Raw genomic sequence first — 19,218 nt, forward strand, 5'->3', positions numbered from 1 at the left:
CATGGAAAATAAGAGTGGAGAGGCGAAAGTGCAGAAGGTCAAAAACTGGTCGCCGGTGTGGATTTTCCCCATCGTGACCGCGCTGATCGGTGCATGGATCCTGTTTTATCACTACAGCCATCAGGGACCGGAAGTGACGCTGATTACCACCAATGCCGAAGGAATTGAGGGCGGTAAAACGACCATCAAAAGCCGCAGCGTGGATGTGGGCGTGGTGGAAAGCGCAACCCTGACCGACGATTTAACCCATGTGGAGATTAAGGCGCGTCTTAATGCCGGCATGGAAAAACTCCTGCACGGCGATTCTGTTTTCTGGGTGGTTAAACCGCAGGTGGGACGTGAAGGGATCAGCGGCTTAGGAACGCTGCTCTCAGGTGCCTACATCGAACTGCAGCCGGGTGCAAAAGGCAGCCAGCCGGCGCAGTACCAGCTTCTGGATTCACCGCCGCTAGCACCGCCTGATGCAAAAGGTATCCGCGTGATCCTCGACAGTAAAAAAGCGGGCCAGCTCACGGCGGGCGACCCGGTACTTTTCCGCGGCTATCGCGTGGGTTCGGTGGAGAAGAGCACCTTCGATCCTCAGAAAAGATCCATCAGCTATCAGCTGTTCATCAATGCGCCTAACGATCGTCTGGTTACCAGCAACGTCCGTTTCTGGAAAGACAGCGGCATCGCGGTGGATCTGACCTCGGCGGGCATGCGTGTAGAAATGGGCTCGCTGACAACACTGTTTGGCGGCGGCGTGAGTTTTGACGTACCCGAAGGTCTGGACCTGGGGCAGCCGGTTGCGGAGAACACCGCTTTCCGCCTGTTCGACGATCAAAAAAGCATTCAGGATGCACTCTATACCGATCACATCGACTACCTGATGTTCTTTAAGGATTCTGTTCGCGGCCTGCAGCCTGGGGCGCCCGTTGAGTTCCGCGGTATTCGTCTGGGGACGGTGGGACAAGTGCCTTACTTTGTTCCAGGCCTTAAGCAGATGCTTGATGATGATTACCGTATTCCGGTGCTGATCCGCATTGAGCCTGAGCGCCTGATCAACCAGATTGGTGAGAATCAGGATATCGGCGAGCACATCACCGACCTGATGAATCGCGGTCTGCGCGGCTCGCTGAAAACCGGTAACCTGGTGACCGGCGCACTGTATGTCGATATGGACTTCTATCCAAAAGCGCCGCCGATTACCGGTATGCGTGAATTTGGTGGTTACAAGATCATCCCAACGGTAAGCAGCGGTCTGGCCCAGATCCAGCAGCGTCTCATGGAAACGCTGGATAAAATTAACAATCTGCCTCTGAACCCAATGATTGAGGCGGCGACAGGTTCGTTACATCAAAGCCAGGCGACAATGCAGCGCCTGCAGACCACGCTGGATAACATCAACAAGATCACTGCAAACCAGAGTATGCAGCAGCTGCCGCAGGATATGCAGAAAACGCTGCGCGAGCTGAACCGCAGTATGCAGGGCTTCCAGCCTGGCTCGGCGGCGTATAACAAGATGGTGGCAGATATGCAGCGTCTCGATCAGGTCTTGCGTGAACTGCAGCCGGTTCTGAAAACGCTCAACGAGAAGAGCAACGCGCTGGTGTTCGAAGCGAAAGATAAAAAGGATCCTGAGCCGAAGAGGGCGAAACAATGAAAAAATGGCTAGCGATTGCAGGAGCGATGGTACTCACGGCCTGTAGCTCCGGGAGCGAAACGAAAAGCTACTACCAGCTGCCTCTGGTGACGCAGGCGGTTACGCAAAGTTCCGCCTCGCAGGGCAACCGTCTGCTGTGGGTTGAGCAGGTCGCCGTGCCGGATTACCTGGCCGGCAACGGGGTGGTCTATCAGACCAGCGATGTACAGTACGTTATCGCCAACAACAACCTGTGGGCCAGCCCGCTGGACCAGCAGTTACGCAATACGCTGGTGGCGAATCTGGGCAGCCAGCTTCCGGGCTGGGTTGTTGCCTCCCAGCCTTTGGGAAGCGATCAGGACACGCTGAACGTCACGGTAACGGGCTTCCACGGCCGTTATGACGGTGCCGTTGTCATCAGCGGCGAGTGGCTGTTGAATCATCAGGGACAGCTGATTAAGCGTCCTTTCCATCTGGAGCTGAAGCAGCAGAAGGATGGCTATGATGAAATGGTGAAAGTGCTGGCTCAGGGTTGGGCGCAGGAGTCAGCCAGTATCGCCCGGGAAATTTCCCGGCTGCCATAAGTAAAATTCATCGTCAAAAACCGCAATCGGCCTGGTGCTGATTGCGGTTTTTTTTTCGTTTTTTGCGTCAGGTTGTTACTTGTGCCGGGTCACAATTTTTGTACAAATGATCTTCCAGCTAGCTCACAAATATGACACCCGTATGAATTTTGAACATTGACGCTGGGACTAATTCGGGGTATTCGTTATCTGTGCCTGCGCATCTGGCGCGGACACTGTTTTCTTTCCACCAGACAAAAGAATGAGGGAAACGAGGCATGAAGAGACAGAAACGAGATCGCCTGGAACGGGCTCATCAACGTGGTTATCAGGCCGGCATCGCTGGACGTTCGAAAGAAATGTGTCCTTATCAGACGATAAATCAAAGGTCACAATGGCTTGGAGGCTGGCGAGAAGCCATCGGCGACAGGGCACTTATAGCCTGATAACGTCTCTTTAAAAAAAGAAACCTCCGCACTGCGGAGGTTTCGCCTTTCCGGGGTCGCTTAAAGCGATATCAGAACGCGGAAGTGTCCTGGAACAGACCTACTTTCAGGTCGTTCGCGGTATAGATCAGACGACCGTCTACCAGCACTTCGCCATCCGCCAGGCCCATAATCAGGCGACGGTTAACGATGCGCTTGAAGTGAATACGATAGGTGACTTTCTTCGCCGTAGGCAGAACCTGACCAGTGAATTTCACTTCGCCCACGCCCAGCGCGCGGCCTTTACCTTCACCACCCAGCCAGCCCAGATAGAAGCCAACCAGCTGCCACATGGCATCCAGGCCCAGGCAGCCAGGCATTACCGGATCGCCAATAAAGTGGCAACCGAAGAACCACAGGTCCGGGTTGATATCGAGTTCTGCTTCTACGTAACCCTTATCGAAGTTGCCGCCGGTTTCGGTCATTTTCACGACACGGTCCATCATCAGCATGTTCGGGGCCGGTAACTGTGGGCCTTTCGCGCCAAACAGTTCTCCGCGACCAGAGGCAAGAAGATCTTCTTTTGTATAGGATTCGCGTTTATCTACCATGTTCTCAGTAAGCCTTATTTTAGTGAAGGACGCAGGATAGCTAACACGTGTACGCTGAACAAGTCCGATCAGTTCGAACTGAACCAGCCCAGCCAGCGTAACGGCCATGGATAACGATGGCGAGCATCCTGCTGCGTCGCCTGAGCAATGCGCTCCTGGATAGTCTGCATCAAAGTTGTCTGACCTTCGCCATCCCAAACCAGGTTTGTCAGTAAGGGTAGTGCATCCTCAATCCCTTCGATGGCCCAGATGGCGAATTGTTCCTGTTCAACCGCGTCCAGAATATCCTGGCACAGGCTGAGATGGCGTACGTTAGGCGCCGGAATAATCACACCCTGTTTGCCGTTTAAACCGCGCTGCTGACAGACAGAGAAGAAGCCTTCAATTTTTTCATTCAGACCGCCAACGGGCTGAGCACGACCAAATTGATCGACCGAACCGGTAATAGCAATGTTCTGGTTGATCGGCACGTCCGCTAGGGCGCTGATTAAGGCGCACAGCTCCGCCATTGAGGCACTATCGCCATCCACTTCGCTGTAGGACTGCTCAAACGTCAGCGAGGCGGAGAAGGGGATTTGCTGCTCAAGCTGCAGCTCAGACATCAAAAATGCCTGCATGATCATCATGCCTTTGGCGTGAATGTTGCCGCCCAGTTCGGCCTTGCGTTCAATATCGGTAAACTCGCCGTCGCCAATATGCACAACGCAGCTGATTCGCGAGGGTTCACCGAACGCGCGCGGATGGCCAGGAAACTCGATCACCGAGAGGGCGTTGATCTGCCCAACGCGTTCGCCTTCTGTCTCGACCAGAATTTGTTCCAGCAGAATTTCATCCTGCATGCGGTCAGCAAGATAGCCTTCGCGCCACTCTCGCTGCGCCAGCATCTGCGTGAGCTGTTCGCCAGTAAACGCACCGTTACCGCTGATCGTACCGACTTCACGCAGCTGCTTGCCGATCCAGAGCGGGCAGAGCGGCAAGGTTTCCTGGTCACCGGTATAGCGAACAGCTTCGCGGATTAAACCCGGCCACGCGTCGGCGGCAGGCGCTGGCAATGCAAAACGTTCCGCTACGGCCATCACCCACTGACACCACTGCGCCATGTCGTCCGCATCGGCAATCTGAATGTTGTCTTCGTATTCGCTGTAAACTGCCTGTTCGGCCAGTTCCGGCTCCATCTCCTGGAAGTCCGCCAGCGATTCGCGGTCACCCATCAGCACGACGGTCAGCGACAGCGGCATTGACGGCACGGAGACAGGAAGAGGACGAGACTCGTCGTAACCGACCCAGTCAAAGCGCTGTTGGGTCACAACGGTTTTCAGACGCATCCACAGCAGCGGCTGCGAGAGCAAAGTGCGCAGAGAGATGATGAGCACGCCGCCGTTTGCGCGATGCACCAGCCCCGGCTGCAGGGAAAGCTCGCCGTTAAACTGGCGCAGACAGCCAAACAGCTGTTCAGCCTCGACCCAATTAGCGGTAATTACCTCGCCGTTAGCAGCAAAACGACCGTCGGCCTGGTCCGCCGGTCCGAAGGTAATATTATGCCCCGCGATACGATACTGGCCGCCAAATACCGCGGTGGTGTCCGGCCGCAGCTGGCGCGTGGCATCCCCAAGCAGCGACAGATATTCCGCTTCTTCAGGAGCTTTCAGCAGCATGAAGGGCGATGTCGCCCACGGGCTTAACGTCTGCTCCAGCGCATAATGTAAGCGTGGTTGCGTATCGCTAAGGATGAATTCGTGTTCTTTTGCGAGATCGGGCTGTGCAAACAGTTCCTGATAGCTCTCGGCATCCGGAACAAGGTCACGCCATGCTAGTTTCGTAATGGTCAAAGTTGATGTTTTTTAGTCAGATGTAAAAGCGTGGAGTATACCGTAAGCGGGGGGCTCTACCCAAGCAGGATTGGTGTTTCAGCGGGCGGATTGGCTGCAGTCACTCACAGGATATGATTTCTTTTCAGCAGATTGCTAAAAAACTGATATTCTGAACAGAGTTACGTGGTAACACTGAGATCGCAATGAAATATCAACAACTGGAAAATCTCGAAAGCGGCTGGAAATGGAAGTACCTGGTCAAAAAGCACCGTGAAGGGGAGCTGATCACCTGCTACATCGAAGCCAGCGCTGCGCAAGAAGCCGTGGATATTTTGCTGACCCTCGAAAATGAACCGGTACAGGTTAATGGCTGGATTGAGAAGCACATTAATCCTGCGTTGTTAAACCGGATGAAGCAAACTATCCGCGCGCGACGTAAACGGCATTTTAATGCTGAGCATCAGCATACCCGGAAAAAATCCATCGACCTGGAGTTCGTGGTCTGGCAGCGTCTGGCCGGGCTGGCACAACGGCGTGGTAAGACCCTGTCGGAAACTATCGTGCAGCTGATTGAGGATGCCGAACATAAAGAGAAGTACGCCAACCAGATGTCGTCGCTGAAAAATGACCTTCAGGCGTTGTTGGGCAAAAAATAGATTTTTGTTTTCTTCAGACAATAAAAAACCCCGCATGGCGGGGTTTTTTTATAAGACGATAACTTATGCCGCTGGCTGAGTTACAACGTCTTTAACGCCTTTAACTTCGATCTCTACGCGACGATCTGGTGCCAGGCAGTCGATCAGTGCAGCGCGAGCTTTAACGTTGTCACAGGTGTTGCCAGTAACTGGGTTAGATTCGCCCATACCACGTGGGGAGATCTTGTTAGCTGGGATACCTTTAGAGATCAGGTAATCAACAACAGACTGAGCACGTTTCTCAGACAGTTTCTGGTTGTAAGCGTCAGAACCGATGCGGTCGGTGAAGCCCAGAACCACTACAGAACCGTCTTTAGGATCCAGGTTGCTCAGCTGGGTGTACAGCTGATCCAGTGCCTGCTGACCTTCTGGTTTCAGGGTCGCTTTGTTGAAGTTGAACAGAACGTCAGACTTCAGAGTGAAGTGCTTGGTCTGTACTTCTGGAGCTGGAGCCGGCGCTGGAGCAACAACTGGTGCTGCATCTTCCTGCTGGCCGAAACGGTAGGAAACACCTACGCTCAGCATGCCGTTGTCTGGACGAACGCCAACGGTAGCACCGTCACCGATGTTGTTAACCCACTGGTATTCCAGACGGGTAGCGATGTCACGGGTCATAGCCCACTCAACGCCACCAGCGAATACTGGGGAAACGCCAGTGTCATGGTCGTCGCCAGCGATGTTGTTGCTGGAGTCTGCACGCCATACCATGCCGCCCAGACGGGTGTACACGTCCAGATCGTCAGTTACTGGGTAACCCAGTTTAGCGGTCAGCTGAACGCCCTGAGCTTTGAAAGCGCCATTGATGGTGTCGCCTTTGTATGGCATACGACCTAACCAGTCGTAACCCATTTCAAAGCCAACATACGGGTTAACCTGATAGCCACCGAACGCACCTGCACCAAGCTGGCTCTCGTGAGTAGGGCCATCGTTGTTCAGGCTGCTGTTGTACCAGCCAGTGTCATGGAACTGAGACCAGCCCAGTTTACCACCTGCATACCAGGTATTATCTTTCGGAGCGGCCTGCGCTACGGTAGCGAAGCCAGCCAGTGCCACTGCAATCGCGATAGCTGTCTTTTTCATTTTTTGCGCCTCGTTATCATCCAAAATTCGCCATGAAGGTCTCAAGAGAGAATCACGGTTAAATCCTTCACCGGGGGGCGTGGTCAAATATAAATCTACCGATATCTTCGGCTTAGGCCGAGCACCCCTGGCGATGTAAAGTCTACAACGTAGCTGAAAACTTACAAGTGTGAAGTCTGTCAGGCATATGAAAAAAAAAGTTCCGTATACCTATTATTTAACATTTTTAGAACGAATTTTGTGCAATAAAATTAAGGAGAACCGCACCAGACAAGCCTTGCCGCAATTTTGAGGCCGGGAACTAAAACCGCATCCTGCGGTCAAAAAAAATTCCAGGAAAAATCTTAATTTCACTCAATGATACAAATTTGAGTGAATTTTTAGCCCAGAAAGTTGTCCTCTGCGATAAGAATCTGGACGAACCGGGCGCATGATAAACCCGATCGCATTCCCTTCTTCAGCCGCTTCGGTCAGACGAAAATGTTCCTCTTCCGTCAATTCTTCCGGTAACCACCCGATCACCACGCTGTAATTTCCGGTGCGTAACGCGCGAATCATCGATTCGACGGTATCGCAGGGAGAAAGCTGGTTGATCTGCATAACCTTTGCCAGCGGCAGGCCCACAGACTGCACCCATTGGCGGCTCAGTTTTTGCTGTGGCGTCAGCCAGAGCTGCCAGCGTGATTGCTGACCAAGCTGCTGTAATAACGGAAGCAGCAGGAGTTGGGTCAACAGAGGCTGGTCTTCACGGTAAACCACTTCACTAATAAGCCCCGTCGAAGCACCCCCAACGGTGTTCTGCGCGACAGTGCCCGCGGTAGAGGAGAGAGAAGTTGAGCGATTTGCATAGCCTGAAGTGTACATATTCATTCCAGCCCTGTAGTTACTGTATGGATATACAGTAATCCCTGTATGCATAAAGATCAACCTCATTTTCGGAAAGCGACTCGCAAAATTCATTCAATGTTGATGCCCTTCGAAAAATCATCTTGCTCAACGACGCTAAGTTGCCTATTTTCCTGCTAACGGATCCGCTAGTAAGAAATTTCGTTGTTACTTTATGATTTTGAAGGGAAATATCATGAAAAAGATATCTTATGAACGGATTTATAAATCCCAGGAATACCTGTCACCACTGGGTGAAATTCATCATCGCGCGCTGTTCGGCGGCTATACCCTGGCAGTGGATGATGCGGTTTTTGCCATGGTGTCAGAAGGTGAGCTCTACCTCCGTGCCTGTGAAGAAAGTGCGAAATACTGTGTGAAAAATGCCGCGTCTTTTTTGACCCTGATGAAGCGGGGCCGTCCGGTGCTTCTCAACTATTACCGGGTGGATGACGGGCTATGGCAGGACAGGGAGCGTCTGCTTCAGCTCTCCACTTTCGCACTTAATGCGGCAAGAAAAGAGCGTTACCAGCGGCATCAGCGCAATCGACTTAAGGACCTGCCAAACCTGACCTTTCAGCTGGAAGTGTTGCTCTTTGAAGCGGGCATTACCAACGAAGAAACGCTGCGGGCGCTTGGCGCAAGGGAGAGCTGGCTGAAGATGCGGGCGAAAAATAAAGCGCTGAGTATCAAAGTGCTATTCGCGCTGGAAGGGGCGATCGAGGGGCTGCATGAGGCGGCACTCCCGGCCGGCATTCGCCGGGAGTTGACGGAGTGGTTTAATGCGCTGCCTGAGCCACTGGAGAATCACTCCTCCAGGTAGCGATTTGCTGTTGCAGCCGGCAAATTTCTGGCAGCAGGGCGATGAGCAGGCCAATCTGCTGTAACACCAGAGGCGCTTTGCTGTCGTTTCCGGGCTCAAGATGCGCAATACGTTGGGTAAGTTCATCCAGCGCCTGTCTCACGCGCGGTTCATCGGCTGGCCGGTGATGCAGTGCATCATCGACATAACAGACCGCGTCATCCAGCAGGTTGAGGATGCCCGGGTTGATGAGTTTTTCGCGGTGGGCGCCCAGCGTGGAAATATAGCTGGTGAAGGTATGGTTCAGGCAGAGCAGCCGGAAAGCCGTCTCACGAATCTCGGCCGTGGCGCGAGGCTCCGTTGACATGTTAGAGACCACCGAGGCCAGTTCCGCATCGCTGTTGTGCGCATCGCGGCGCGCTATCCGGTAAGCCAGGCGGTTATCGCGGCCCTGATGATACTGCTCAAGGATGGCATCCAGGTATCGGCAGTTGGCGTTCATAGCCCTGTCTAACACTCGCGGTAGATTACGGAAACGCCAGTCCGGCCAGATAAAGCTGACGGCGGCCCAGGCGATAGCGCAGCCAATCAGGGTATCGAGTACGCGGGGCAGGGCGACCTCGAACCCTTCACCCAGCAGGTTAAAGCAGAGCAGAACCAGCAGCGTGATGAACATTGTGGCATGGGCGTACTGCACGTTGCGAAACGCGAAGAACAGCACGCCGGTGATCACGATCAGGATCAGCTGTCCTTCAATGGACGGCACGAAATAAAGCACCGGAAGGCCGATCGCGACGCCGACCAGGGTGCCGATAATACGCAATGCCAGGCGGTGTCGGGTGGCGTTATAGTTCGGCTGACAGACAAACAGGCTGGTCAGCAGGATCCAGTAGCCGTGGTGCAAACCGGTTATCTGGATAAAAGCATACCCCACGCATAAGACCAGGGACATTCGCACCGCGTGACGAAACAGCGCCGACTCCGGCGTGAAGTTGCGGCTCAGCCTTAGCCACATATCGCTCACGCTGTGCACGCTGTCATCTGCAAGCTGGTTATCCACCTCGCTGCCCGGCAGTGCCATCGCCTGCTCGGACTCAATCGTCGCCAACTGAGCATCAATCGCCCGCAGGTTGTTGAGCAGAAAACCCAGCGCTTTGATCTGTTCCGGTGACGTTCCGCTGGCCTGCACGCGGTCGAGCGCCGCATCAAGATGGCTAAACACGCGTTCGAAGCGGGAGTCGTGCTGATAGGGCGTGCGCAAAAGAATGGAGCGCGCGAGCTGCTGGCATGCCTGTGACTGCATGGACAGCAGGCGCTGAAAGCGGAACATGACGTCGCTGTAGCGGAACTTCTCGCGCAGGGCGGCATACTGAACGTGTGAGGAGCTGGCGCGCTCATGAATGTCCTGAGCGGCAAAATAGTAGTGCAAGGTTCTGCGCGTGCCGCGCTGGCCGCGATCCCCGCGCAGACGGGTAAGCAGCGAGGCTTTCGTCTGGTTAAGGGTGGCGACCAGCTGGCCGTTTGCCAGCGCCAGATCGTAAAGCGGCGCCTGGCTTTCTTCCTCGATATCCGGGTCGAACAGCCGGGATTTCAGTTCCAGATAATGGGCTAGCTGCTCATAGCTGCGGGCAAGGTTATCCTGCAGAGGACGAACCGGGAAGATTAGGTGGCCGGTTAACGTCAGCAGGTTATACCAGATGGCGCCCAACAGCAGCAGCACAGGCTGCTGATACCACTGGTCGTACAGGGAAACGCCCAGCATGGTGTAGATGGCGATCAGCAGGGCCCCAAAGGCGATAGTGGCATAGCGCTGCCCCAGACCGCCCAGCAAAATAAACCCGCTGGTGGAGAGTGTAAGGCCAAGGGCAAACAGCCACGGCCAGGGGAAAAGTAACTCAACGGACGCGGAGGCGATAAAAAAACAGACGAGCGTAATGACCAGATTCCGCAAACGCCCGGCCAGGCGATCGTCCAGATCCGCCAGCGCTCCGGCCACCACCCCCAGCGTGAGGGGGATGGTGAGCTTGACATCATTCAGCCACCACGGCAGGGCAGCCGTGCCGCAAAGCGCGATAAATATCCTGACGTTGTAGAGCCAGGCGCTGTTCCAGGTATAACGGCGAAGCAGTGGACTTAGCATAAACGCGGCCAGTCCTTATTTACTGAAAACGACGACGTGCGTTCGCTTCACGCGCCGCCTGGGCCACTTCGACCGGGACCACCCTGCGCCCGACGGGCCAAAGGGCGATGGCGGCGATTTTAAAGTTCGCGAGCCCGACCGGAATACCAATTATTGAGATGCACTGCGCAATACCGGCAAAAATATGCATGATGCACAGCCACCAGCCGAAGAAAATCAACCACAGAATGTTCAGCAAAGTTCCCCCCGTATTCATCAGGGCGCTTTTGCTCTCCGGGTTCAGCTCGTTAACGTGGATAGCTTCGTTACCGTAGGGGATGAACGAGAGTTTCGTGATTTCCCAGCAGGAACGGGTCAGGGGAAGGGTGAAGATCAGGACGATGCTCACCAGCGTGGCAAAAAGCCAGGAAAGGGTGGTGGCAAAACCGCCCAGCACAAAATTCAACACATTCAGAACGGTACGCATAAACCCTCACTTCCTTTCGATAAAATTAACGCCCAATGATTGTAACGTTTTTTTAGGCTGGAGCACCTTAAAACTGGCAGTTAAACTGTCAGGTAAATTATCTCTTCGTGGATTTGGCGGGACATGGAACTGAAAGCAACTTCTTTAGGCAAACGCCTGGCGCAACACCCCTATGACAGAGTTGTTCTGCTCAACGCCGGGGTTAAAGTCTCCGGAGAACGCCACGAATACATTATTCCGTTTAATCAGCTTCTGGCTATTCACTGCAAGCGCGGGCTGGTGTGGGGCGAGCTCGAGTTCGTTCTGCCTGACGACAAAGTCGTGCGCCTTCACGGTACCGAGTGGGCGGAAACCCAGCGTTTCCACCATCACCTGAACGCGCTCTGGCAGCAGTGGAGCCACGACATGAGCGTGATTGCCGCTCAGGTGCTGCAGCAGGTGCTGGACGATATCGCGCAAAGCAACGCGCAGCAAACGTGGCTGACGCGCCAGCAGACCGCCGGTCTGCAGCAAAAGATTCGACAGGCACTTTCGGCGCTGCCGCTCTCCGTGACGCGTCTTGATGAGTTCGACAATTGTCGCGATGCCTGGCGTCAGTGCCAGGCCTGGCTGAACGATATGGATAAAAGCCGGCTGGCGCATAACCAGGCCTGGACGGACGCCATGCTCACCCAATACGCCGACTTTTTCAGTACGGTGGAGTCTTCACCGCTCAACCCTGCTCAGGCGCGCGCGGTGGTGAACGGCGAGCAGTCGCTGCTGGTGCTGGCGGGGGCCGGAAGCGGTAAAACGTCGGTGCTGGTGGCGCGTGCGGGCTGGCTTCTCACCACCGGGGAGGCCGTTGCCGATCAGATCCTGCTTCTGGCTTTTGGCCGTAAGGCGGCACAGGAGATGGACGAACGCATCCAGGAACGGCTGCACACCCGGGATATTACCGCCAGAACCTTCCATGCCCTCGCGCTGCATATCATTCAGCAGGGCAGTAAAAAAGTGCCTGCCATCAGTAAACTGGAAAACGACGCGCAGGCGCGACAGGCGTTGTTTATTAAAACGTGGCGTCAGCAGTGCAGTGAGAAAAAGGCGCAGGCGAAAGGGTGGCGTCAATGGCTGGAAGAGGAACTCAACTGGGAGGTACCGGAGGGCAGCTTCTGGCAGGATGAAAAACTGGCTCGTCGGCTCGGCTCGCGTCTTGACCGCTGGGTCAGCCTGATGCGGATGCACGGCGGCTCGCAGGCAGAGATGATTGAAAGCGCGCCGGAGGCGATCCGCGATCTATTTTCAAAACGGGTCAAGCTGATGGCTCCGCTATTGAAAGCCTGGAAAACCGCGCTGAAAGAGGAAAATGCCGTTGATTTCTCCGGTCTTATCCATCAGGCGATCGTCATTCTGGAGAAGGGGCGCTTTGTCAGCCCGTGGAAGCATATTCTGGTGGATGAGTTCCAGGATATCTCACCCCAGCGTGCGGCACTGCTCTCGGCGCTGCGGGCGCAAAATAAACATACCTCGCTGTTCGCGGTGGGGGACGACTGGCAGGCCATCTACCGTTTCAGCGGGGCGCAGCTCTCGCTGACGACCGCCTTCCACCACTATTTTGGCGAAGGCGACCGTAGCGATCTGGACACGACCTACCGCTTCAATTCACGGATTGGTGAGATCGCCAACCGCTTTATCCAGCAGAACCCGCACCAGCTGGCCAAGCCGCTAAACAGCCTGCGGGCAGGGGATAAAAAAGCGGTCACCCTGCTGGCGGATGACCAGCTGGAGCCGCTGCTGGACAAGCTCAGCGGCTATGCGAAACCCGATGAACGTATCCTGGTGCTGGCGCGTTATCATCACCTTAAGCCTGCTGCGCTGGAAAAAGCCGCTACCCGCTGGCCGAAACTGCAGCTTGAATTTATGACCATTCACGCCAGCAAAGGGCAGCAGGCCGATTATGTGATTGTGGTGGGGCTGAAGGAGGGCAGCGACGGATTCCCGGCTCCGGCCCGCGAGTCGGTCATGGAAGAGGCCCTGCTGCCGGTGCCGGAAGACTTCCCGGATGCCGAAGAACGGCGTTTGCTGTACGTGGCCATCACCCGCGCGCGTCACCGCGTGTGGCTGCTGTTCAATAAAGAGGAGCCATCCGTGTTTGTCGATATATTGAAGAGTATTGATGTGCCGGTGGCGCGGAAGCCATAACGACCAAGACAACGAGGGGGAGGCCGGGTAAGACGTAGCCGCCACCCGGCAAAAAAGCTACTTCAGTCTCTCGGAAAGATAGCGCTGATAGTCCGGAATAAGGATCTCAACCGGCGAGTTAAACTGCGGTGATTCAATGATGAAATCCGCCGTCGACAGGTTCGTCGCCACCGGAATATTCCACACCGTTGCCAGACGCAGCAGCGCTTTGACATCCGGATCGTGCGGAACCGCATTCAGCGGATCCCAGAAGAAGATCAGCACATCAATTTTCCCTTCGGAAATCTGCGCCCCGACCTGCTGATCGCCGCCCATCGGGCCGCTCAGCATCGCATTCACCTCCAGACCCGTTTCGCGCTGGATCAGGTTACCGGTAGTGCCGGTCGCCGAGAGGGCATGCTTTTCCAGCAGCGGCTGATGGCGGCGAACCCAGTTAAGCAGCATTTGTTTACAGTGATCGTGCGCCACCAGCGCAATGTGTTTGCGTTCAGGCAGCGTGCGTGTTGTCAGTTCCATAATCATATCCATCAGGTTAACTGACTACACGATGACGGGAACCGTCTGACGCTGCAAGAGAAAGGCGTAAAAAATGTGGCTTAAGATGAAGGTTGTTGCTTTGCCCACTGTAAAAACCGGGCCCGCGTGTCGGGATCGGCCTGCTGGAACCAGAATTTAAGGCGCTGTTCCGTCAGGCTCTGGGACTGCGGTGGAATGACGTCCAGTTCCGAGACGCCGGATAGCAGCGTACTGTCGTCCGCCATCATGGTGGCAAACTGCGGAAGGGAGGCGCGTTTGCCGGCTTTGTTATAGACCTGCGTTGCGGCCTCGTAGTCCGGGCTTTTTGTGGCGCTGGTCAACGCCAGAATATCCAGCTTGACCGGGATCGGCATTGCATTCCCGTCCAGCAGCTCAACGCGCGGCGAGGCGTCGAAGGCCGCTGATTCCTTCTCCGTTTCAAGGCGAGGCAGGGTAATGTTCACCTGGCTGATTTGCCGGGTATTAAAGCTGACAATCAGCGGCGGAGAGATGTACATCCGCTGCTCATGGTTAGTCAGGCCGATCGCTTTTTCGACCCGGAACACCAGCTGATGTGGCCCGTTATCTAACTCAATGCTGTCAGCCCCGCGCAATAACGAGCTGGAAACCTTTTTCCCGTCCAGAACCAGAAGATCAATGTCGCCAGAAAGCCGAAGCGTGGTGGCAAAAACGCAAACCGGCATCACTAACGCAATCAGAGCAGTGGCAAAACCGGTTTTCATAGAAGGCTCCCGTCAAAGATACTGTCGCCGCATTAATGTATCTAAATCTTTCGATAATCACGTTTACTAACATATAGACATATTTTGCCGTTTTGCCCTCATACATCTGTATGGGATGGATGGTTGAGATGTGCGCTTTGGCGTACACTTTTAAAAAAGCCAGGAGAAAAACCATGAAAGAGAACGATATTGCCGAGATTCTGACATCCACGCGTACCATTGCGCTGGTGGGCGCGAGCGATAAACCCGACCGTCCCAGCTATCGGGTGATGAAATACCTTCTCGATCAGGGCTATCACGTCATCCCCGTCTCACCAAAAGTGGCGGGGAAAACCTTACTGGGCCAGCAGGGTTATGCCACGCTCGCTGACGTGCCGGAAAAAATTGATATGGTCGATGTCTTCCGTAATTCCGAGGCGGCGTGGGAAGTGGCGCAGGACGCGATTGCCGTCGGGGCGAAAACATTGTGGATGCAGCTGGGTGTGATTAACGAGCAGGCTGCCGTGCTGGCGCGGGATGCGGGATTGAAGGTGGTTATGGATCGCTGTCCGGCGATCGATATCCCCCGTCTGGGGCTGGCGAAGTAATAAAAAAAAGCCCGTTCATCGGGCTTTTTTTACACGCTTAGTTCCGCAGGCGCGGAGCCTGTAACTGTTTGCGGATAGTCTGAGCAAGTTCATCCATCGTGGGTTGTTCCGGATGCTCTTCCTGCAGCTCGCTACTTAGCTGCGCTTCGGCAAGGTAGGTATGTACGGGTTGTCCGTCGTCACCTTCCATCACCACATGGTACCAGGGTGCAGCGCGAAGCTCTGCGTTCACCGCCAGTTCGTCCGCTGACGGTTCATCAAGGGAATACTCCGGGTCGATATCCACGACCACACCCAAATACCCAAGCAAAGTGTGGCGGACCTGCTGGCCGATACCGAATTTGCTGGCAATCATAGTCACCTCCCGGGAAATACGACTTACACATTAAGTGCGGGCAATATTTCTCTTTTCAAGTTACATGACGCGACAGGCAAACCCTTTCAGATACAGTCCTTCCGGGTAGGTAGCAATCACGGGGTGATCGGCTGCCTGACGGAACTGCTCTATAAATTGTACATCACGACCAGCATCTATTGCGGCATCGGCGATGATTTTTTGGAATAAATCGGTGGTCATCAGCCCGGAGCAGGAGAAGGTGAGCAGCACCCCGCCCGGGTTCAGCAGCTGGATCGCCAGCATGTTGATATCCTTATACCCACGGCAGGCGCCCATCAGCTGGCTTTTGTTTTCCACAAACTTTGGCGGATCCATCACGATGACGTCGAACTTCTCGCCCTGATCGCGATATTTACGCAGCAACTTGAAGACGTCGTCGCGTATAAATTCGGCTTTGCTCAAGTCCAGTTTGTTCAGCTCGACGTTCTGTTTTGCCACGTCCAGCGCTTCCTGCGAGGTATCCACGCTGACCACCTGGGCACAACCGCCCATCAGCGCCGAAACGGCAAAACCGCCGGTGTAGGAGAAGCAGTTCAGCACGCGTTTGTCGGCAACGTACTGACGCGTAGCCAGGCGGCTGTCGCGCTGGTCAAGGTAGTAACCCGTTTTGTGCCCGCCCTGAATATCCACCAGCAGCTTCATACCGTGCTCTTCAATCGGCAGCAGGGCAGGCGGCAGTTCACCCGTGACCGGGCCCTGCGTCAGCTCCATGCCCTCTTTTTTGCGCACCGCCACGTCGCTGCGGTCGTAAATAGCGCATTCCGGGAACAGGGTTTGCAGGGCGCTAATCAGCGCGGCACGCTGATACTCCGCCCCTGCGCTGAGGAGCTGCAGCACCAGGAAGTTGCCGAAGCGATCGATGGTCACGCCCGGCAGGCCGTCGGACTCACCGGCAATCAGACGATAGCTGTCCAGCCCGTCGCGCTTTGCCAGCCACTCGCGCCACTGCTGCGCCTGCTGCAGGCGGCGGACGAAGAAGTCAATGTCGATGGTTTCGTCTTTATCGAAGGTCCAGACGCGTGCGCGGATCTGAGACGCTGGCGAGTAAGCGCCTCGCGCTAACCATTTCCCCTGATGGTCAACAATATCAATGGTTTCACCGAGGCTGGCTTTGCCTTCCATACGGGCAACCGCGCCGGAAAAGACCCAGGGATGACGGCGCAGTAATGACTTCTCGCGCCCTTTGGCTAACACTAAACGTACACTCATAATTTGCTGTTCTGTCGATTCAAGAAAATGGCCGCCATTTTCCCGAGTTCGCTGGGGAAATGCAACGCGCCAGACGGATAAGGAGAAGGAAGATGTCAAAAGTCTGCACCATTGCCTGGGTCCACGGCGTTGTTCAGGGCGTCGGGTTCCGCTACAGCACCCAGCGCGAAGCGATGACGCTTGGGCTAACGGGATACGCGCGAAATATGGACGACGGCAGCGTTGAGGTGGTCGCCTGCGGCGACGCGGAGCAGGTTGAAAAACTGATGGCGTGGCTGAAAGCAGGCGGGCCGCGCAGCGCCCGGGTTGATAAGGTCTTAACGGAACCGCATCAACCCGGCAGGGAATATGTGAACTTCGGTATTCGGTATTAAATACACTTCACCGGTTTAGGAAGGCCGGCAATTTTGGTGGCCTGTTTTGCCGGGCCCTTCGGGAACAGGCGATACAGATAGCGGCTGTTGCCTTTTTCTTCGCCAAATTTGTTGGCCATCGCTTTAACCAGCATGCGGATGGCCGGAGAGGTGTTGAATTCGAGATAAAACTCGCGCACAAAACGGACCACCTCCCAGTGTTCGGGGGAGAGGGCGATACCTTCGTTTTCGGCGATTTTCTCCGCCAGCGGCTCGCTCCATAGCGTGGTGTCTTTCAGATAGCCTTCGCTATCGGTCTCAATTTCCTGGCCTGCAAAAATGAACATAGTGCTCTGTCGATAAAGTAAAAAACGCCCCTAGTCTAGCAAATAAGGGGCGGCGTGAGAAACCTCGACCTACAGAAGAAGCTGGAGCAGATTGTTGGCATTAAGCTTTTTCAGCGCGTTGCATTTATACGTCGATACCTGTTTTTCGCTCATCTGCGTCATATGCGCGACATGCCGTACCGATTGTCCGTTCACCAGCCTGTCGAGCACGTTGAACTCCATGCCTGTCAGGCAACAATTCAGGGTGCGCACCCGGCGGGGCTCTCTGGCAAGCAGATACGCCGCATCCGCAACGGCAATCCGGTCATCAATGATATATAAGGTCAGCGTGGCAAACCGCTTTCGCAGATGGGTAGCCAGTGCCCAGCCTTTTTCATTGCACACCAGATACAACGTTCCTTCCCAGCGCCTGGCTTCCAGCTCCAGAAGAATGTCGACCAGCGCCAGGTGCGTCCCCGCGACGGAAAAGCGGCAGCGAACAACGAGGGTGTCGCAGGCCAGCAGCGAACGGCACCACTTTACCGTACCGCTCTCAACCTGCGTCTGAGCGTTACGGCGCAGAAGGGCGTAGCGCAACCCTTCGGCATAAAAACGATTGTTGTCGAGGATGGCGTAACTCACAATGGCCTCTTTATAAGGTACTGGGCGTATAGATAACGCGTAGCGTGCCGGTGTAATCCCCGGCATTTTTGCTGCTGGCAGCAAACGCGGGCGTTTTCAGAATGATGGGGGCGGGGACACAAAGTACGCTCTCCCGTCCACCCGGCAGCACAACCTGACGCAGATATTGCGGGTCATTAGTGCCCTGCCAGATCAGCGTTTTGCCATTCGCCGCGGTTTCTGCTGCGCCCGTTACCGGGTTGATCACCGTAACCTGATAATCGAGCCGATCCCGTGCTTCGGTCTGGCTTCCACCGCGTCGTCTGACGGAAAACGCTCCCTCAGTACGGCCCGTGGCCGCTAAACCGTCATCCTCAAAGCGCAGATAGACGCGCGTGCTGGCGCTGTTTTTACCGTCAAACAGGCACATATCCAGCGCGCTCTCGCCCTGGATTTCGCTGCCGCCGGGCCGCCCCGGAAAATTGGTCAGATTGAGGTTAACCAGAGGGGTTGAGTGGGGGAAGGCCGGCAGATAAATCTGCTGGTTACCCGGATCGACCACCTCAATGCGTATCGTCGCCTGCCAGCGGGCTATGGTGAGGTAGCCCGGACACCCGACGTTGACATCGTTAAAGTTGCCCCCGCAGTCGGCGCTTCCCCATTCGCGCAGGTTCTGCTTCAGCGTTGCGGTCCAGATGCCCGGCTGGGCGAGCTTATCCAGTTCGCCTTTAACGATGTAAAAATCAAAATAGGGTTCCCGGTTCCAGGCCGAGAGATCGGCGGTACCGCCGCTGACAAAGCTGGCAAAGGTGAAAACTTTGTTGTTGATAAACATATGTTTTTCCCCATAGACCTTCACATCTGCTGTTTTATTTGTCGACGTGTGGGTAAAACGCAGCGTAATGGCGTAGGGGGCGGCCGGGTTCGCGGTAAACCAGACCGGCGCTGTCATACACGCTCCGTTCGTCGGGTCGGTGCGGGACTCGCAGGTCAGGGTGTTGCGTCCCCACTTTTGCGGGTCGATAGTGTCGTAACCGCTCGGTTCATGGACCCAGATATCAAAACGCGCAGGCGGCACCGCGCGATCGTAGCTAATCCCTACGCTGGAATTTCTTCCGGCAGGGACGCCCGCCAGCGTCTGACAGCTCCACAGCGTCAAAAAAAGTAAAATAAAGAGGTAGTTGTTCAC

General features: G+C 55.2%; 21 protein-coding genes. 8 read left to right on the forward strand and 13 right to left on the reverse strand.

All coding sequences use genetic code 11. The features are described from left to right. The first annotated feature begins 1 nt into the window (after position 1). From pqiB to rmf, 3 genes are all read left to right on the forward strand, one after another. Positions 2-1,642 (forward strand): intermembrane transport protein PqiB, encoded by a 1,641-nt coding sequence (pqiB, locus tag IM271_RS13200; RefSeq protein ID WP_028012598.1) that lies wholly within the window; start codon positions 2-4, stop codon positions 1,640-1,642. Further along, positions 1,639-2,205 carry a membrane integrity-associated transporter subunit PqiC gene (gene pqiC, locus IM271_RS13205; protein ID WP_028012599.1) on the forward strand — a complete coding sequence of 189 codons (567 nt, stop codon included), beginning with the start codon at positions 1,639-1,641 and terminating at the stop codon, positions 2,203-2,205. Before pqiB ends, pqiC begins: the two co-directional genes overlap by 4 nt. A 257-nt stretch (positions 2,206-2,462) precedes the next feature. Beyond that, entirely contained in the window at positions 2,463-2,630 is a 168-nt protein-coding gene (gene rmf, locus IM271_RS13210) for a ribosome modulation factor (RefSeq protein WP_013097261.1), read from the forward strand. A 71-nt stretch (positions 2,631-2,701) separates the two neighbouring features. Here the strand turns inward: rmf and fabA are convergent, their stop codons facing one another. Beyond that, the gene (gene fabA / locus IM271_RS13215) at positions 2,702-3,220 is read right to left on the reverse strand and encodes a bifunctional 3-hydroxydecanoyl-ACP dehydratase/trans-2-decenoyl-ACP isomerase (RefSeq protein WP_000227926.1); all 519 of its coding nucleotides are present in this window, start codon (positions 3,218-3,220) and stop codon (positions 2,702-2,704) included. Between the two features lie 68 nt (positions 3,221-3,288). Next, positions 3,289-5,049, reverse strand: a complete 1,761-nt coding sequence (locus IM271_RS13220) for a Lon protease family protein (protein ID WP_045261706.1) — start codon at positions 5,047-5,049, stop codon at positions 3,289-3,291. 185 nt (positions 5,050-5,234) lie between these two features. On the opposite strand from IM271_RS13220, the gene matP reads away from it, so the two are divergent. After that, complete coding sequence (matP, locus tag IM271_RS13225) at positions 5,235-5,687, forward strand: macrodomain Ter protein MatP (RefSeq protein WP_023332611.1); 453 nt, start codon at positions 5,235-5,237, stop codon at positions 5,685-5,687. Between the two features lie 63 nt (positions 5,688-5,750). Here matP and ompA read toward each other — a convergent pair whose 3' ends face one another. Next, positions 5,751-6,806 carry a porin OmpA gene (gene ompA, locus IM271_RS13230; protein WP_108780329.1) on the reverse strand — a complete coding sequence of 352 codons (1,056 nt, stop codon included), beginning with the start codon at positions 6,804-6,806 and terminating at the stop codon, positions 5,751-5,753. A gap of 354 nt (positions 6,807-7,160) precedes the next feature. Next, positions 7,161-7,670: an SOS-induced cell division inhibitor SulA gene (sulA, locus tag IM271_RS13235; protein ID WP_193052742.1), complete on the reverse strand. Its 510-nt coding sequence runs from the start codon at positions 7,668-7,670 to the stop codon at positions 7,161-7,163. 217 nt (positions 7,671-7,887) lie between these two features. Here sulA and IM271_RS13240 point away from each other — a divergent pair, with 217 nt between their 5' ends. Beyond that, positions 7,888-8,514 carry a TfoX/Sxy family DNA transformation protein gene (locus IM271_RS13240; protein WP_041910603.1) on the forward strand — a complete coding sequence of 209 codons (627 nt, stop codon included), beginning with the start codon at positions 7,888-7,890 and terminating at the stop codon, positions 8,512-8,514. On the opposite strand, the gene yccS is transcribed toward IM271_RS13240, so the two are convergent. Both yccS and IM271_RS13250 read right to left on the reverse strand, forming a co-directional pair. Continuing rightward, the gene (yccS, locus tag IM271_RS13245) at positions 8,471-10,633 is read right to left on the reverse strand and encodes a YccS family putative transporter (protein ID WP_193052713.1); all 2,163 of its coding nucleotides are present in this window, start codon (positions 10,631-10,633) and stop codon (positions 8,471-8,473) included. The two genes, IM271_RS13240 and yccS, sit on opposite strands and share 44 nt — an antisense overlap. Before the next feature lie 19 nt (positions 10,634-10,652). Beyond that, positions 10,653-11,099 (reverse strand): YccF domain-containing protein, encoded by a 447-nt coding sequence (locus IM271_RS13250; protein ID WP_041910601.1) that lies wholly within the window; start codon positions 11,097-11,099, stop codon positions 10,653-10,655. 123 nt (positions 11,100-11,222) lie between these two features. Between IM271_RS13250 and helD the strand changes: the two genes are divergently transcribed. Next, complete coding sequence (helD, locus tag IM271_RS13255; protein ID WP_193052714.1) at positions 11,223-13,277, forward strand: DNA helicase IV; 2,055 nt, start codon at positions 11,223-11,225, stop codon at positions 13,275-13,277. Between the two features lie 57 nt (positions 13,278-13,334). Here helD and mgsA read toward each other — a convergent pair whose 3' ends face one another. Further along, positions 13,335-13,793, reverse strand: coding sequence for a methylglyoxal synthase (gene mgsA / locus IM271_RS13260; RefSeq protein ID WP_041912035.1), 459 nt, complete (start codon positions 13,791-13,793; stop codon positions 13,335-13,337). An 80-nt stretch (positions 13,794-13,873) separates the two neighbouring features. Next, entirely contained in the window at positions 13,874-14,536 is a 663-nt protein-coding gene (locus IM271_RS13265; RefSeq protein WP_045261703.1) for a DUF2057 family protein, read from the reverse strand. A gap of 173 nt (positions 14,537-14,709) precedes the next feature. Here IM271_RS13265 and IM271_RS13270 point away from each other — a divergent pair, with 173 nt between their 5' ends. Continuing rightward, positions 14,710-15,123 carry a CoA-binding protein gene (locus IM271_RS13270; RefSeq protein ID WP_028012609.1) on the forward strand — a complete coding sequence of 138 codons (414 nt, stop codon included), beginning with the start codon at positions 14,710-14,712 and terminating at the stop codon, positions 15,121-15,123. Positions 15,124-15,160: 37 nt separating this feature from the next. Here the strand turns inward: IM271_RS13270 and hspQ are convergent, their stop codons facing one another. Continuing rightward, positions 15,161-15,478 (reverse strand): heat shock protein HspQ, encoded by a 318-nt coding sequence (hspQ, locus tag IM271_RS13275; protein ID WP_008499919.1) that lies wholly within the window; start codon positions 15,476-15,478, stop codon positions 15,161-15,163. Between the two features lie 60 nt (positions 15,479-15,538). Further along, a complete protein-coding gene (gene rlmI, locus IM271_RS13280) occupies positions 15,539-16,729 on the reverse strand; it encodes a 23S rRNA (cytosine(1962)-C(5))-methyltransferase RlmI (protein WP_045261702.1) in 1,191 nt (396 codons plus the stop codon). A gap of 92 nt (positions 16,730-16,821) precedes the next feature. On the opposite strand from rlmI, the gene yccX reads away from it, so the two are divergent. Beyond that, positions 16,822-17,103, forward strand: coding sequence for an acylphosphatase (yccX, locus tag IM271_RS13285; RefSeq protein WP_028012610.1), 282 nt, complete (start codon positions 16,822-16,824; stop codon positions 17,101-17,103). On the opposite strand, the gene tusE is transcribed toward yccX, so the two are convergent. The 3 genes from tusE to IM271_RS13300 all read right to left on the reverse strand — a co-directional run bounded on the left by tusE (position 17,100) and on the right by IM271_RS13300 (position 19,218). Further along, positions 17,100-17,429, reverse strand: a complete 330-nt coding sequence (gene tusE / locus IM271_RS13290; protein WP_028012611.1) for a sulfurtransferase TusE — start codon at positions 17,427-17,429, stop codon at positions 17,100-17,102. The genes yccX and tusE overlap by 4 nt on opposite strands. Before the next feature lie 69 nt (positions 17,430-17,498). Further along, entirely contained in the window at positions 17,499-18,050 is a 552-nt protein-coding gene (locus IM271_RS13295) for a LuxR C-terminal-related transcriptional regulator (RefSeq protein WP_193052715.1), read from the reverse strand. Positions 18,051-18,060: 10 nt separating this feature from the next. Then, the gene (locus IM271_RS13300; RefSeq protein ID WP_193052716.1) at positions 18,061-19,218 is read right to left on the reverse strand and encodes a CfaE/CblD family pilus tip adhesin; all 1,158 of its coding nucleotides are present in this window, start codon (positions 19,216-19,218) and stop codon (positions 18,061-18,063) included.

The sequence above is a fragment of the Enterobacter cloacae complex sp. I3 genome (assembly GCF_014896175.1).
Classification (GTDB): domain Bacteria; phylum Pseudomonadota; class Gammaproteobacteria; order Enterobacterales; family Enterobacteriaceae; genus Enterobacter; species Enterobacter bugandensis.